The organism is Rathayibacter tritici (genome assembly GCF_002932875.1).
GTDB classification, from domain to species: domain Bacteria; phylum Actinomycetota; class Actinomycetes; order Actinomycetales; family Microbacteriaceae; genus Rathayibacter; species Rathayibacter tritici.
The window spans coordinates 23,426-38,212 of the sequence record NZ_PSWS01000058.1 but is presented as its reverse complement, the minus strand read 5'-3'; the positions used below and the strand labels follow the sequence as shown (position 1 = coordinate 38,212).

The following is a 14,787-nucleotide window of genomic DNA, read 5'->3' as shown; positions in this document are numbered from 1 at the left end:
GCCCGCCGGGTCGCGGTGGGGAGCGCTCGGTGGTCGTGGGGCAGGCGGGCCTCCAGTGCTCCGGTGCTCACGACTGGCACACCGGGCACCAGTAGAGCTTGCGCGCACCGATCTCCTCGAGCAGGACGTTCGTGCCGCAGACCCGGCACGGCAGGCCCTCGCGCTTGTAGACGTAGTTGCGCTCGGCGCGGCTGCGGACGGCCTTCGAGCGCTCCGTCTTCGTCAGGCCGCGGCGCGTGATCATCATGCCGGTGCGGATGCCGTCCTCGAGCAGGTGCGCCCAGTCGTGCCACAACTCCTGCGCAAGCTCGAGCGGCACCTGCTTGCCCGGCGTGTGTGGATCGAGGCCCGCACGGTAGAGCAGCTCGGCGCGGTAGATGTTGCCGATGCCGCTGACGACGGACTGGTCCATCAGCACCAGGCCGACCGGGGTGGCCGTCTTGCGCAGCCGGTTCACGAAGCGATCGCGCGCCTCGTCGGAGTCGTCGGCGGCGGGATCCGGGCCGAGCCGGGCGAGCAAGACAGCCACCTGGGCGGGGTCCATCACCTCGCACGCGGTGGGGCCGCGCAGGTCGGCGACGGTCTCCTCCGTCTGGATGCGCACCCGCACCGCCCCCACGGGCGGCGGCGGGAATGCGTCGAGGTCGGAGTCGGTCTCGTGCTCCGTCTCGGACAGGCGCACCGCGCGTCGGCGGCGCGGGGCGCCGATGCTGCTGCCGGCCTTCCCCTCGGGGAACAGCGGCGAGACGTGCCCGAGGAAGTCCCACGCCCCGTAGAGGCCGAGGTGCACGTGCAGGGTGAGCTCTCCCTCAAAGCGGAGCAGAAGGTGCTTGCCGACAGCGGTCGACTCGCGCAGCTCGCGGCCGTCCAGCACCGCGGCTCCCTCTGTGAAGCGACCCTGGGGGCTGCTGGTCGCGACACGGTGCCCGACGACGTCGCGCTCGAACTGCAGTGCGATCCGGTGAACGGAGTGCCCCTCGGGCACTCAGCGCTCCTTCGCGGCGGAGTCGACGAAGCGGCCGGCGATGTCCCCGGTCGCCTCGTACTCGGCGAGCTGTGCGATGCGGCGCACGTGGCGCTCCTCGAAACTGAAGGGCTCGGCGACGAACGCGTCGATGAAGCCCGTCGCCTCCTCGACCGAGTGCTGGCGCGCACCGATCGAGATGACGTTGGCGTCGTTGTGCTGGCGGGCGAGCACCGCGGTGCTGAGATTCCAGACCAGGGCCGCGCGCACACCCGCGACCTTGTTCGCGGCGATCTGCTCGCCGTTGCCCGAGCCGCCGAAGACGACGCCGAGGGCCTGGACCCCCGCCTCCTGATCGCGCACGACCGCGGCCGCGGCGGTGATGCAGAAGGACGGATAGTCGTCCAGCGGGTCGTAGGAGGTGGGGCCGTGGTCGACCACCTCGTGACCGGCGGCACTCAGGTGCTCGATCAGGTGACGGCTGAAGTCCAGCCCTGCGTGGTCCGTGGCGAGGTGGATGCGCACGAGAGAACTCCTCCAGGAGACGTCTGCGACCCGCGGTGCCCGGGCCGGGAGTCAGAGTACCGCGGGCCGGCTCAGTCAAACTGCGGGTCGCGGGTCCGCGAGCGCTTGAGTTCGAAGAAGCCGTCGAACGAGGCCGCCGCGACGATGCCGTCCCAGAGCGTCAGCGCCTGCTCCCCGCGCGGGGTCGGCGAAATGACGGGGCCGAAGAAGGCGACGTCGCCGATCGCGATGACCGGCGTGCCGACGTCCTGGCCGACGCGCTCGATCCCGTCGACGTGGGAGGCGCGCATCGGCTCGTCGTACTCGTCCGAGTCGGCGTACGCGGCGAGCTCCGCGGGCAGGCCGAGCTCGGCGAGCGACTCAGCGATCACCGCGTCGACGTCGGTGCGGCCGCCCACGTGGATGCGGGTGCCGAGCGCGTCGTAGAGCGGCTTCACGTGCTCGCGGCCCTCGCGCTCGGCGACGGCGGCGACCAGGCGCGTGTAGCGGAGCGCGCGCGGGAGGAAGGCGCGGTACGAGTCGTCCACGTCCTTGTCCTCGTTGAGGACGGCGAGGCTCATGATGTGCCACTGCACGTCGAGCTCGCGGGCGGGGGTCACCTCGTCGACGAATCGCGACGTCATCCAGGCCCACGGGCAGGAGGGATCGAACCAGAAGTCCACAGAGGTCATGGAGACACGGTACGCCGCTCGCAGGAGCCGCAGCCGCCGCTCCCAGGCGGCTCCGGGGATCGCGGCGGCGGGGCTCCCCGGCGGGTCGCCACGGCCCTAGGGTGGATCGGCGGCGTCCGCACCCCGGCGCCCGCGGCAGCGCCGAGACGAACGGATGGAGCACCCCCGTGCCAGGAGACAACCTCACCCGGAGCGAGGCGCAGCAGCGCGCCTCGCTGATCCAGGTCCACGACTACGACATCGCTCTGGATCTGACCCGGGGTGCCGAGACCTTCCTCAGCACGACCACCGTGCGCTTCTCCGCCACCGCCGGAGCATCCAGCTTCATCGACGCGATCACGCGCACGGTCCACTCCGTCACCCTGAACGGCGTCGAGCTCGACCCGGCCGAGGTCGCCGACGGCGTGCGTCTTCGGCTGGACTCCCTCGCCGCCGACAACGAGCTCACCGTCGTCGCCGACGCGGTGTACACCAACACGGGCGAGGGCCTGCACCGCTTCGTCGATCCAGTCGACAACGAGGTGTACCTGTACTCGCAGTTCGAGGTCCCCGACTCCCGCCGCGTCTTCGCGGTCTTCGAGCAGCCGGATCTGAAGGCGCAGTTCCGCTTCACCGTCACCGCGCCCGCGCAGTGGCAGGTCGTGTCGAACCAGCCGACGCCCGAGCCGGAGCCTGCGGGCGAGGGGACCGCGATCTGGCGCTTCGAGCCCACGCCGCGCATCTCCTCGTACATCACGGCCCTCATCGCGGGCCCGTACGTCGTCCGGACCGACTCCCTCGTCTCCTCCGACGGCCGCACGATCCCGCTCGGCGTGTTCGCGCGAGCCTCCCTCGCCCCCTTCCTGGACGCCGACTACGTGTTCGAGAAGACGAAGCAGGGCTTCGCCTTCTACGAGGAGAAGTTCGGCGTCCCCTACCCGTTCGCGAAGTACGACCAGCTGTTCGTGCCCGAGTTCAACGCCGGCGCGATGGAGAACGCGGGAGCGGTGACCTTCACCGAGACCTACGTGTTCCGCTCGAAGGTGACGGACGCGGTCAAGGAGCGCCGGGTCGTCACGATCCTGCACGAGCTCGCGCACATGTGGTTCGGCGACCTGGTCACGATGAAGTGGTGGAACGACCTCTGGCTGAACGAGTCGTTCGCCGAATACGCCTCCACCCTCGCCACCGCCGAGGCCACCGAGTGGACCGAGGCGTGGACCACGTTCGCCGCAATGGAGAAGAGCTGGGCCTACCGCCAGGACCAGCTGCCCTCCACCCACCCGATCGTCGCGACGATCAACGACCTCGAGGACGTCCAGGTCAACTTCGACGGCATCACCTACGCCAAGGGGGCGTCGGTGGTGAAGCAGCTGGTCGCGTGGGTCGGCGAGAAGGAGTTCCTCGCGGGAGTGCACGACTACTTCGTGAAGCACGCGTTCTCGAACACCGAGCTGCGCGACCTGCTGGTCGAGCTCGAGGCGACCAGTGGACGCGACCTCACCGACTGGTCGGCGCAGTGGCTCGAGACGGCGGGCGTGAATACGCTCCGCCCGGAGATCGCGGTCGATGAGAGCGGAGTGATCGCGTCGTTCGCGATCCTGCAGAGCGCGGTCGAGGAGTATCCGACGATCCGCCCGCACCGGTTGGCGATCGGGCTGTACGACTTCGAGGGCGAGCGCCTCGTCCGCGTCGACCGGCTCGAACTCGACGTGGACGGCGAGCGCACCGAGGTGCCCGAGCTGATCGGCCGCACCCGCCCGGCCCTCATCCTGCTCAACGACGACGACCTCGCCTATGCGAAGATCCGCCTCGATGCGGACTCGCTCGCCGTCGCCATCGAGCACCTCGCGGGCATCGAGAGCCCGCTGGCCCGCTCCCTCGTCTGGGGCTCGGCCTGGGACGCGACACGCGACGCCGAGTCCGCCCCGCGCGACTTCGTCCGCCTCGTGCTCGGCAACAGTGCCACCGAGACGGAGTCCACGACCCTGCGGACGGTGCTCAACCAACTCGTGGCCACCGCCACCCAGTACGTCGCTCCGGAGTTCCGGGCCGAGGTCATCGAGGAGACGGGGGATCAGCTCTGGACGCTCGCGCAGACCGCCGAGCCGGGCAGCGACGCGCAGTTCCAGTTCGTGAAGTTCTTCGCCACGGTCGCGTCCACTCCGGCGCACCTCGAGGCCGTGCAGGCGCTGCTCGACGGCTCCGCCACGCTCGAGGGCCTGGACATCGACACCGACCTCGGCTGGGAGCTGCTGATCGCGCTCGTTGCCGGAGGGCGCGCCGGAGCGGACGACATCGACGCCGCGCTCGCCTCGGACAACACGGCGACCGGCCAGCAGTCGGCTGCGCACGCCCGTGCCGCGCTGCCGACCGCGGAAGCCAAGCGCGCGGCCTGGGAGTCGGTCACGGCCGACGACTCGGCGCCGAACACGATCGTCCGCTCCACCGGCCTCGGCTTCCAGCGTGTCGCCGACACGCACCTGCTCGAGGCGATGATCCCGGTCTACTTCGACGCCCTCCGCTCACTCTGGGAGTCCAAGAGCTACAAGATCGCCGAATACCTGGTCGTCGGGTTCTACCCGGCCGCCACGCCCTCGCAGCAGATCGTCGACGCCACCCGCGCCTGGCTGGAGGCGAATCCGGAGGTCCCGGCGCTGCGCCGCCTCGTGATCGAGAACCTGGCCGGCGTGGAACGAGCACTTCGCGCCCAGGAGCGGGACGCCCAGGGGTGACTTGCCACCGCTCGGTCCCGCGACGCCTCAGCGCTGCGGGACCGAGCGGCGCTGCGGTCCGTCGTACGCCGAGAGCGGCCGGATCAGCGCGTTCGAGCCCCGCTGCTCGATCACGTGTGCCGTCCAGCCCACCACGCGCGCCGCGACGAACAGGGGCGTGAAGATCTCGATGTCGAAACCCATCAGGCGGTAGGCGGGTCCCGACGGGTAGTCGAGGTTGGGCAGGATGCCCGTGCGCTGGGCCATCGCCTCGGCCAGGGCGTCGTAGAGCTTCATCAGGTCGCCGGCGTCCTCGTGCTCGGCGAGCCGGCGAAGCGCCGCGTCCATCGTCGGCACCCGCGAGTCGCCCGATTTGTAGACCCGGTGCCCGAATCCCATCACCTTCCGCTTCTGCGCGAGCGCGGCGGAGAGCCACTCTTGAGAGCGCCGCTTCGCCTCGGGCCCGGTGCCGACCTCGTCCAGCACGTGCAGCACCGCCTCGTTCGCTCCGCCGTGCAGCGGGCCCTTGAGGGCTCCGATCGCCGCGGTGACGGCGGAATAGACGTCCGAGAGCGTCGACGTCACGACGCGCGCGGTAAAGGTCGACGCGTTGAAGGAGTGCTCGGCGTAGAGCACCAGCGAGACGCGGAAGGCGTCGACGACGACCGGCTCCGGCACCTCGCCGAACGTCATCCAGAGGAAGTTCTCGGAGTAGCCCAGGTCATCGCGCGGCTCGATCGGCTCGAGCCCTCGCCTGCGCCGCTGTGCAGACGCGACGATCGCCGGCAGCGCCGCCCAGAGCCGCACCGAGCGATCGAGCACGGCGCCGGGAGCATCGGCGTCCGGGTCGGGGTCGAGCGCGCCCAGGACGCTGACGGCCGTCCGCACGACGTCCATCGGGTGCGCTGCGAGTGGCAGCAGGTCGATCACGGTGCGAACCTCCGCTGCGAGGGCGCGATGGGCGCGCTCCACGGCCGCGAGTTCCGCAGCCTGTTCGCTCGTGGGCAGTTCGCCGTGCCAGAGCAGCCAGGCCACGTCCTCGAACGAGGTCTGGGCGGCGAGCTCCTGAACCGGGTAGCCGCGATAGAGCAGCGAGTTCGACTCCGGGTCGACCTTCGAGACCGCCGTCGTGTCGACGACGACCCCCACGAGTCCCTTGCGGATGTCCTGGTCGGTCGTGCTCATTGTTCGCTCCTGGGGGAGAGGCGGGCGACGGCGCCGGTGCGCGCCGCCGGCTGGTGCCGGTGGGGTGCGGTCAGGCGCCGTAGTGGTCGGCGAGCGAGAAGTCGAAGACGCCCTCGTCGAAGCGGCTGTAGGAGGCGTAGTCCAGCAGTTCGTAGAGCTCGGCGCGCGTCTGCATCCCGGGCACCTCCGAGCGGAGCGATCCCTCAGCCTTGAGCGTGTCGAGCGCGCGCATCGCCGCGCCCATCGCGATCCGCAGCAGCGACACCGGGTGGATCACGATGGTGACGCCGACATCGGTGAGCTGCTGCGCCGTGAACAGCTCGCTCTTGCCGAACTCCGTCATGTTGGCGAGGATCGGCACGTCGATCGCCGCGCGGACCGCCTCGAACTCGGACAGGTCGCGCATCGCCTCGGGGAAGACCGCGTCGGCACCGGCGTCAACCAGCCGCTTCGCCCGGTCGATCGCGGCCGGCAGCCCGTCGAGGGCCCGGATGTCGGTGCGCGCCATGATCACGAGGTCGCAGTCGCGCCGCGCGTCGACCGCCGCCGCGATCCTGCGCACCGAGGTGGCCCCGTCGACGACGGCCTTGCCGTCCAGGTGCCCGCAGCGCTTGGGGTTCACCTGGTCCTCGATGTGCAGCCCCGCAACTCCGGCGTCCTCGAGCATCTGCACGGTGCGCGCCACGTTCAGCGGCTCGCCGAAGCCGGTGTCGGCGTCCACCAGGACCGGGAGGTCGGTCATCCGCGCGATCTGCTGCCCGCGGTCGGCAACCTCGGAGAGGGTGGTCAGCCCAATGTCCGGCAGTCCCAGCTCGGCCGAGAGCACGGCGCCCGAGACGTAGATCCCGTCGAAGCCCTTCGCCTCGATCAGGCGTGCGGAGAGAGGAGTGAACGCGCCGGGCAGCTGCAGCAGCTCGCCCGAAGCGAGGCGCTCGCGGAAGAGGCGGCGCTTCTCGGCGGGAGTCCGGGTGGAGTGGAGCATCGGGCGTCCTTCCCAGGGCGGTGTCCGGGTCCGTGCGGACCCGACTCGAATCTATACGCGCGCGGGGCTCGTGCACCCGACTCGGAGGGAGGCGTCCCGTAGCCTGGAGCGGTCATGCTGCTTCTTCAGACCTCCACCCCGGACCCTGTCGTCGCCACCGTCTCCTTCTTCGAGTCCGACGCCTTCTGGAAGGTGATCGCGATCCTCGGGATCGTGCTGGGCGCGCTGCTGGTGCGCGTCATCGCGCACTTCGTGATCGGTCGCGTGGTCGACCAGATCGTCTCGGGGGTGAAGCGTCGGCAGCGGGTCGAAGACACCCAGTCGATCGCCGCCTCGCCGCTCGCGGCCGTGCGGGTAGTGCAGCGCACGCGCACGCTCGGCTCGATCCTGAACAATCTCAGCTCGATTCTGATCGTCGTCATCGCCCTGGTGATGATCGTGACGACCATCGACAAGGATCTGATCGGCTCCTTCGCCCTGCTGACAGCCGCGCTCGGCGCGGGCCTGGGCTTCGGCGCCCAGAACATCGTGAAGGACGTGCTGAACGGCCTCTTCATGGTCGCGGAAGACCAGCTCGGCGTCGGGGACGTCGTCGACACCGGGCAGGCCACCGGCGTGGTCGAGTCGGTCGGCGTCCGCGTCACCCAGATCCGCGACGTCAACGGCACCCTCTGGTTCGTCCGCAACGGCGAGATCGTCCGGGTCGGCAACATGTCGCAGGGCTGGTCCCGCGTGATCGTCGACCTCGCAGTGCCGTACGAGACGGATCTCGAGCAGGTGCAGTCCACCGTCCTCGCCACGGCGAACGACCTCGCCGCGAGCAGCCGGTGGCGCGCCCGGATCATCGAGAAGCCGGAACTCTGGGGGCTGGAGTCGATCGCCGACGACGCCCTGGTCATCCGGGTCGTCGTCAAAACGCGCACCACCGCGAAGGACGACGTCGCCCGCGAGCTGCGGCTGCGTCTGAAGACGTCGCTCGACGCACTCGACGTGAAGCTGCCCTCCCTCGCGACCGTCGTGCTCGAGGGCTTCGAGGGCGCGACGAGTGTCGGAGGCGCCAAGCCGCCACGGACCACTCCCTCCCCCACGATCAGCACCGAGCACGGCAAGCCCGTTCGGCTCCCCCGGGCGCTGCGGCGCGGGGGCGGGACGCCTCCGTCGACCGACGGCAGCGTTCCCGGAGCGTCGGAGCCGCGCTCGTGAGCGGCCTGCAGATCGGCGGGACGCCTCCGCTCCGCAGCTTCTGGGAGCATCTCGGCGGCCGACCGACCTTCGAGCGCCTGGTGCGCCGATTCTACGAGGGTGTCCGCGAGGACGAGGTGCTCTGGCCGATGTACCCCGAGCACGACCTCGAGGGCGCGATTCAGCGTCTCACCGGCTTCCTCGAGCAGTACTGGGGCGGGCCGGGCACCTACAGCGAGCAGCGGGGCCATCCGCGCCTGCGGATGCGGCACCAGCCCTTCCGGATCAACCCCGAGGCCCGCGACCACTGGCTCCAGCACATGCGCACCGCCGTCGACGAGCTCGACCTCGCTCCGGCAGACGACGCCCTGCTCTGGGACTATCTGGAGCGCGCCGCCCACGCGATGGTGAACACCTTCGAGGAGTAGCCGACGGCTCAGCCCGGAGTGCGGACGAGGACGTGTCCGCGACGGGACGTGAGCCGGCGCCAGGCCCCGCTCTCCAGTAGCGCCACCGGATCATCGGCGCCGAGGAATCCGAGTGCGAAGAGCGCGAACGCCGCACCGGCGGGGACGTCCGGGAGGCCGTCGAGCGGGCGCCCCCACACGCTCACGCGCACGCGGCCGACGATCTGCTCGCCGGTCTCGGAGCCGACGGCAGCCGCGATCTCGTCGATCCCCTCGCGCGCCACCCGCTCCAAGAAGCCGGGGTCCACCGGTTCGCGTCGAGTCCAGCCACCGCGGGGCGGGGAGACGCCCGCCCAGGGCCCCGCCGTCGCGTCGTCGCCGTCGGGCAGCACGACCGGCTTGCCGTCCGCTCCGCCCGGCTCCCACTGCAACCGGGCGAGTCGGTCCGAGAGCGCCCGGATCGGTACGATCCTGTCGAACTCGGCGGGCTCGCCGAGCGCGAAGACCCGCAGGCCCAGCACAGTGGAGGAGCGGTCGAGCAGCCCTCGTGGCTGAAGGACCGGCGTATAGACGGCCAGCACGTGGTCGTCGGCGAGCAGCCGGACCGCACCGTCCTCGACCCGGGCCGAACGACCCAGGAAGACACGCAGATCCGACAGGCTCGGCGGATCCGCCAGGGAGAAGGACGAACTCATCGCGTCGATAAACTTACCCGAGGCGGCCCGCCCTACCGCCCGACACCCCGGAGGTACCGTGCCCGACCCCCTCTCCTCGTTCCTCACCGCACTCGATCTCGTCGATACGGGCGCCCGTACCAGCGAGGACATTTCGACAGGGCCGTCGCAGTGGATGCCCGAGGGGCGCGTCTTCGGCGGCCAGGTCCTCGCACAGTCCTTGATCGCGGCCGGCCGCACCGTCGAGGAGCGCTCCGTGCACTCCATGCACGGCTACTTCCTCCGCCCGGGCGACGTCACCCTGCCGATCACATTCTCGGTCGACCGGATCCACGACGGCCGCTCGTTCTGCACGCGGCGCACGCAGGCCTACCAGAACGGACGGCCGATCCTCTCGATGATCGCCTCGTTCCAGACCGACGACGACGGGCTCGACCACCAGGCTCCGATGCCGGAGGGCGTCCCCGATCCGGAGTCGCTGCCGAGCACCGCCGAGGTCCTGGCGGGGGTCGACCATCCGGTCGGCAGCTTCTGGGCCACCCAGCGCCCCTTCGACGTGCGCCATGTCGAGCAGCCCGTCTACCTCCGGGCCGACCCCGAGCGGGTGGCGCACCAGAGCGTGTGGATGCGCTCGCTGGGCCCCCTGCCGGACGACGCGATGCTGCACCGCGCGGCCCTCGCCTACGCGAGCGACTACACGATCCTCGAATCCACGCTCCGCCGCCACGGCGCGGCCTGGACCACGCCGGGGCTGCGCATCGCGAGCCTCGACCACGCGATGTGGTGGCATCGCCCCGCGCGGGTGGACCAGTGGCTCCTCTATGTGCAGGAGTCACCGAGCGCGTCCGGCGGGCGCGGCCTCTCGCTCGGGCGGATCTACACCCGCGATGGCCTACTGGTGGCGAGCGTCGCCCAGGAGGGCATGGTTCGTGTCCCGCTGGCGTAGCTGCCGCGCTCGACCTCCGGCTTCGGCTCGCCGGATCACGTCCGGCTCGCGAGAAGTCCGGGATCGAGCGAGCCGAGCCGAGAATCACGAGCCGGAGACGACCTCCGTGTTCGGACCGAACCCGCAGGAGCGCCGGATCAGCGACGCGTGGAGAACCTGACCGGCTCCTCGACGTAGGGGCCCCACGCCCCGCGCACCTCCTCCGGGACGCGCTCGGGCCGCCCGGTCTCGGCGGTAACCAGGACGAGTGTCGTGGCGGCCTTCGTGAAAAGCACCCGCGGGACGACGCCGGCGGGCGAGTACAACTCGTAGCAGACCTCGAAGCTCGCCCCGCCGATCCGCCCGATCCACAGCTCCACGTCGATCGGCGCACGCATGTACGGGATCGGCGCGAGGTACTCGATCTCCTGCCGCGCGATCAGGCTGATCGACGTCGTTCCGGGCCGCGCGTCGAGCACCGCCGTCGCCATCCCACCGGCCTGCGGTGAGTCCGGCTTCCAGAACGCCTGGATGCGCGCCTCTTCGAGCAGGCGCAGCATCTCGGCGTTGTTCACGTGCGCGTAGGCGTCGACGTCCGACCAGCGCAGCGGGATGGCGACGTGCAGGCGCATCAGTCGCGGGTGAGCTTGCGGTAAGCGGAGCGATGCGGCTTCGCCGCGTCCGGGCCCAGGCGCTCGATTTTGTTCTCCTCATACGCCTCGAAGTTGCCCTCGAACCAGTACCAGTTGGCCGGGTCCGCCTCGGTTCCCTCGTAGGCGAGGATGTGGGTGGCGATCCGGTCGAGGAACCACCGGTCGTGGGTGATCACCACTGCGCAGCCCGGGAACTCGAGGAGCGCGTTCTCGAGGCTGCCGAGGGTCTCGACGTCGAGGTCGTTGGTGGGCTCGTCGAGCAGGAGCAGGTTACCGCCCTGCTTGAGGGTCAGCGCCAGGTTGAGCCGGTTGCGCTCACCACCGGAGAGGACTCCGGCCTTCTTCTGCTGGTCCGGGCCCTTGAAGCCGAACTGGGAGACGTAGGCGCGCGAGGGGATCTCGGTCTTGCCGACCGTGATGTAGTCGTGGCCGTCCGAGACGACCTCCCACAGGTTTTTCTGCGGGTCGATGCCGCCGCGGCTCTGGTCGACGTAGGAGATGTCGACGGTCTCGCCGATCTTCAGGTCGCCCGAGTCGAGCGGCTCGAAGCCGACGATCGTCTTGAACAGCGTCGTCTTGCCGACGCCGTTCGGGCCGATGACGCCCACGATGCCGTTGCGGGGCAGGGTGAAGCTGAGGTCGTCGATGAGGACGCGCTCGCCGAACTGCTTGTGCAGCTTCTTCGCGTCGATCACCTGCGCTCCCAGGCGCGGGCCGACCGGGATCACGATCTCTTCGAAGTCGAGCACCCGCGTCTTCTCGGCCTCTGCTGCCATCTCCTCATAGCGCGCCAGGCGCGCCTTCGACTTCGCCTGACGGCCCTTCGCGTTGCTGCGCACCCAGTCCAGCTCGGTGGTGAGGCGCTTGGCGAGCTTGGCGTCCTTCTTGCCCTGGACCTCCAGGCGTGCGCTCTTCTTCTCGAGGTAGGTCGAGTAGTTGCCCTCGTAGGGGTACAGGTGGCCGCGGTCGACCTCGGCGATCCACTCCGCGACGTTGTCGAGGAAGTACCGGTCGTGAGTGACGGCCAGTACGGCGCCGGGGTACTTGGAGAGGAACTGCTCCAGCCAGAGCACGCTCTCGGCATCGAGGTGGTTCGTGGGCTCATCGAGCAGCAGCAGGTCTGGCTTCTGCAGCAGGAGCTTGGTGAGCGCCACGCGTCGCTTCTCGCCACCGGAGAGGTTAGTGACGAGCGAGTCGCCCGGCGGGGTGCGCAGTGCGTCCATCGCCTGCTCCAGCTGCGAGTCGAGGTCCCAGGCGTCCGCGGCGTCGATGGCCTCCTGCAGGGTGCCCATCTCGGCAAGGAGACTGTCGAAGTCTGCGTCCGGGTCGGCCATCGCGAGCGAGATCTCGTTGAAACGGTCGATCTTGCCCTTGATCTCGCCGACGCCCTCCTGGACGTTCTCGAGAACCGTCTTCGTCTCGTCGAGCTCCGGCTCCTGCATCAGAATGCCGACGGAGTAGCCCGGGCTCAGCCGCGCCTCGCCGTTGCTGGGAGTGTCCAGGCCCGCCATGATCTTCAGGATCGTCGACTTGCCGGCGCCGTTGGGCCCGACCACGCCGATCTTCGCGCCGGGCAGGAACGACATGGTCACATCGTCCAGAATCAGCTTGTCGCCGACCGCCTTGCGCGCGCGCACCATCGAGTAAATGTATTCAGCCACACTAAGTCCTCAAGTCCGTAGGTCTGCGCGGAGTCGCGTCGCCCGCTCGTCCCCTGCTCCGCGCGTGGGCGCTGCCGGAGGCTCGGACCGGGGCGGAACGCCGGTCCCCGGCCCGACGCGGAGCGCGGGCCGCGGGACCACCCGCACCAGTTGAGGATAACGGCAAGTCGCTCCCCCGCGTCGGCAGGAGTGCCGGAAGACGAACCGCCCTCCCTGCCGGCGGACGCGCGGGGAGGGCGGAAAGCGTCAGCAGTCCCGGATCAGCCGCAGGGCGTCAGCGCCGCCACCGAGTCGGACAGTGTCCTCGTGCTGCCGAGCAGAACGACCCGGCTCGCTCCGGAGGCGGAGATGTCGGCCAGGACGGCCGCGGGCACGCAGGTGGGCTGCACCGCGAACAGCGGGCTGCCGGTGAAGCCGGCAGCCGTAGCTCCTGCGAGGGCGTCGGGGAAGTTCTCGCCGGTGGCGAGGTACACGGTCTTCACCGCGCCGAAGGCGGCCCGGTTCAGCTTCTCCGACGTGTCGTAGCGGTCGGTTCCGCCGATGCGGGTGATCTCCGGCCCCTGGATCGAGCGCTCGATGCCGGAGCTGACGGAGAGCGGTGAGCCCGCGATGGTCAGCGTCTTCACCCCGAGTCCACTGATGATTCCGCGGGTGAGGGCGTCCGCCGTGGCGCCCGTCCCGTTGGTCAGGATCACGGGAGCGTCAACCGCGCCGGCTGCCGCGCTGGCGCTGAGGGCATCGGGGAACTTCTCCCCCGTCGCCAGCCAGGCCCTGGACGAGCCGCCGGAGAAGGCGTACTGGATGATCCGCTTCGAGGTGTCGTACCGGTCGACTCCGCCGAGGCGGCGGATGTCGCCGTTCTTCGCGTAGGCAGTCAGGTCTCGGTAGACCTGGCCGCCGATACTCAGCTCGGACCCGACGACGACGATCTTCGCGGGCTTCAGGCGGGTCAGCTCGTCGCGGACGACCTGGCTCATCGAGTCCCGATCGACCAGCAGCAGCGGGCCGCCCTGCTTCGCCGCGGCAGGTCCGGCGCTCAACGCGTCGGGGAAGTTCTGGCCGGTGGCGACGTAGACGACGGGCACGTTCACGCCGAAGGTGCGCTTGGACACCTCGACCGCGGTGGCCTGGCGATCGACGCCGGCGATCCGCGAGACCGTCGGCGATCCTCCGGCGGGAGGAGTCGTCGCTGTGGCGGTCGGGGTGGGCGTGGCCGGCGGCGTGGTCGAGCCGCCCCCCGTCACACGGATCGCCGCGTCCATGTTCACGGTGGTCCCGGCCGGCTGCCCGCGGCCTCGGCTGATTCCGGAGACCTGGACGAGACTGCCCGCGGCGTCCTTCGAGGCGGCGTAGGCGCCGGCGGGGACGGTCACGGAGACGGCGGACTGATCACTGTCGACGCTGATCTGCGCGCCGAGGCGGTTGGAGCGACTCGGCCCGACGTTCGCGGTGAGGCCCTCGAGGTCGAAGAAGCCTGCACTGTTGGATTCGAGGACGATCACGTCGTTGTCTGCGACGTTCTGCGCGCTCGAGTTCGTGCCCCAGAAAGAGCCTCCGCGGGCAAGGCTCACAGCGTCCCCGGACAGGTCGACCCGGCCGAGCCCCGCGCCGGCGTTCCCGCCCACAGTGAGGGTTGCGGTGGTGAAGAGCTCGTATCCGATGTCGAACGCCTGGCCGTACGGCTTCGCGGAGGCGCTCAGCGGCTCCTTCTGCGCGGTCAGCTGCAGCGGGATCGACGAGCCACCGAGAGAGGACAGGCTCTGCTTCAGCGGGATGCGGAAGGTCCGGCTACCCGAGGTGAGCTCGCTCTGGCCCCGCAGAGCGCCGACCGTCCAGTTCACCGTGGTGAAGTCGGGGTAGGGCGACGTCGGGCGGGCCGACCTCGAGAGGGTGATCTCGAGTTCGGTGGCGTCCGCGGCGACCGGCGCGACCTGAGCTGCGCTGTAGTCCTCCGTGACCGACCAGGTGTACGGAGCCGTCGACATTCCGACGCGACGGGTCTCGGCCGACGCTGCCCCGCCCCCGCTCGTGACGCCGAGGATGACGGCGGTGGCGCCGACAACGGCGACCGCGGAACGCAGCCACCTCCCCCGCGTCGTCGCAGGCGATTGGGCTGTGGTCATGGCGAGTTCCCCCTCGTCGTGGTCCTCGTGCCGAACACTCCCGTCGGCACGATCGTCCCCGTGATCCTCAGATGGGGCACAGATGTCGGTCAGGGCAGCCTAACCCGACCGAGGGGGCCCGGGCAGGGTCGTTGTCCGCCCG

The 14,787-nt window shown here is 70.2% G+C and carries 13 protein-coding genes; 4 read left to right on the top strand and 9 right to left on the bottom strand.

The features are described from left to right. Nucleotides 1-67: 67 nt before the first annotated feature. The 3 genes from C5D07_RS10610 to C5D07_RS10600 form a co-directional block, all read right to left on the bottom strand. Nucleotides 68-985, bottom strand: a complete 918-nt coding sequence (locus C5D07_RS10610) for an Fpg/Nei family DNA glycosylase (RefSeq protein ID WP_104259329.1) — start codon at nucleotides 983-985, stop codon at nucleotides 68-70. Beyond that, the gene (locus C5D07_RS10605) at nucleotides 986-1,489 is read right to left on the bottom strand and encodes a ribose-5-phosphate isomerase (RefSeq protein WP_068253311.1); all 504 of its coding nucleotides are present in this window, start codon (nucleotides 1,487-1,489) and stop codon (nucleotides 986-988) included. 71 nt (nucleotides 1,490-1,560) lie between these two features. Further along, entirely contained in the window at nucleotides 1,561-2,160 is a 600-nt protein-coding gene (locus C5D07_RS10600; RefSeq protein WP_104259328.1) for a mycothiol-dependent nitroreductase Rv2466c family protein, read from the bottom strand. 167 nt (nucleotides 2,161-2,327) lie between these two features. On the opposite strand from C5D07_RS10600, the gene pepN reads away from it, so the two are divergent. Next, the gene (gene pepN, locus C5D07_RS10595) at nucleotides 2,328-4,874 is read left to right on the top strand and encodes an aminopeptidase N (RefSeq protein WP_104259327.1); all 2,547 of its coding nucleotides are present in this window, start codon (nucleotides 2,328-2,330) and stop codon (nucleotides 4,872-4,874) included. 27 nt (nucleotides 4,875-4,901) lie between these two features. On the opposite strand, the gene C5D07_RS10590 is transcribed toward pepN, so the two are convergent. Together C5D07_RS10590 and prpB are read right to left on the bottom strand one after the other, a co-directional pair. After that, nucleotides 4,902-6,038, bottom strand: coding sequence for a bifunctional 2-methylcitrate synthase/citrate synthase (locus C5D07_RS10590; RefSeq protein WP_104259326.1), 1,137 nt, complete (start codon nucleotides 6,036-6,038; stop codon nucleotides 4,902-4,904). Nucleotides 6,039-6,108: 70 nt separating this feature from the next. Then, the gene (gene prpB, locus C5D07_RS10585; protein ID WP_068253318.1) at nucleotides 6,109-7,020 is read right to left on the bottom strand and encodes a methylisocitrate lyase; all 912 of its coding nucleotides are present in this window, start codon (nucleotides 7,018-7,020) and stop codon (nucleotides 6,109-6,111) included. Nucleotides 7,021-7,134: 114 nt separating this feature from the next. Here prpB and C5D07_RS10580 point away from each other — a divergent pair, with 114 nt between their 5' ends. Next, nucleotides 7,135-8,223, top strand: coding sequence for a mechanosensitive ion channel family protein (locus C5D07_RS10580; RefSeq protein ID WP_068253319.1), 1,089 nt, complete (start codon nucleotides 7,135-7,137; stop codon nucleotides 8,221-8,223). Next, nucleotides 8,220-8,630 carry a globin gene (locus C5D07_RS10575; protein WP_269465688.1) on the top strand — a complete coding sequence of 137 codons (411 nt, stop codon included), beginning with the start codon at nucleotides 8,220-8,222 and terminating at the stop codon, nucleotides 8,628-8,630. Before C5D07_RS10580 ends, C5D07_RS10575 begins: the two co-directional genes overlap by 4 nt. Before the next feature lie 8 nt (nucleotides 8,631-8,638). Here the strand turns inward: C5D07_RS10575 and C5D07_RS10570 are convergent, their stop codons facing one another. Then, nucleotides 8,639-9,304 (bottom strand): DUF8185 domain-containing protein, encoded by a 666-nt coding sequence (locus C5D07_RS10570; RefSeq protein WP_068253320.1) that lies wholly within the window; start codon nucleotides 9,302-9,304, stop codon nucleotides 8,639-8,641. A 58-nt stretch (nucleotides 9,305-9,362) separates the two neighbouring features. Between C5D07_RS10570 and C5D07_RS10565 the strand changes: the two genes are divergently transcribed. Further along, the gene (locus C5D07_RS10565; protein ID WP_068253322.1) at nucleotides 9,363-10,229 is read left to right on the top strand and encodes an acyl-CoA thioesterase; all 867 of its coding nucleotides are present in this window, start codon (nucleotides 9,363-9,365) and stop codon (nucleotides 10,227-10,229) included. Between the two features lie 137 nt (nucleotides 10,230-10,366). Here C5D07_RS10565 and C5D07_RS10560 read toward each other — a convergent pair whose 3' ends face one another. From C5D07_RS10560 to C5D07_RS10550, 3 genes are all read right to left on the bottom strand, one after another. Beyond that, a complete protein-coding gene (locus C5D07_RS10560) occupies nucleotides 10,367-10,840 on the bottom strand; it encodes an acyl-CoA thioesterase (RefSeq protein WP_104259325.1) in 474 nt (157 codons plus the stop codon). After that, nucleotides 10,840-12,522: an energy-dependent translational throttle protein EttA gene (gene ettA, locus C5D07_RS10555; protein ID WP_068253326.1), complete on the bottom strand. Its 1,683-nt coding sequence runs from the start codon at nucleotides 12,520-12,522 to the stop codon at nucleotides 10,840-10,842. The genes C5D07_RS10560 and ettA overlap by 1 nt, the downstream gene beginning before the upstream one ends. Before the next feature lie 260 nt (nucleotides 12,523-12,782). Continuing rightward, a complete protein-coding gene (locus C5D07_RS10550; RefSeq protein WP_104259324.1) occupies nucleotides 12,783-14,645 on the bottom strand; it encodes a cell wall-binding repeat-containing protein in 1,863 nt (620 codons plus the stop codon). Nucleotides 14,646-14,787 lie beyond the last annotated feature (142 nt).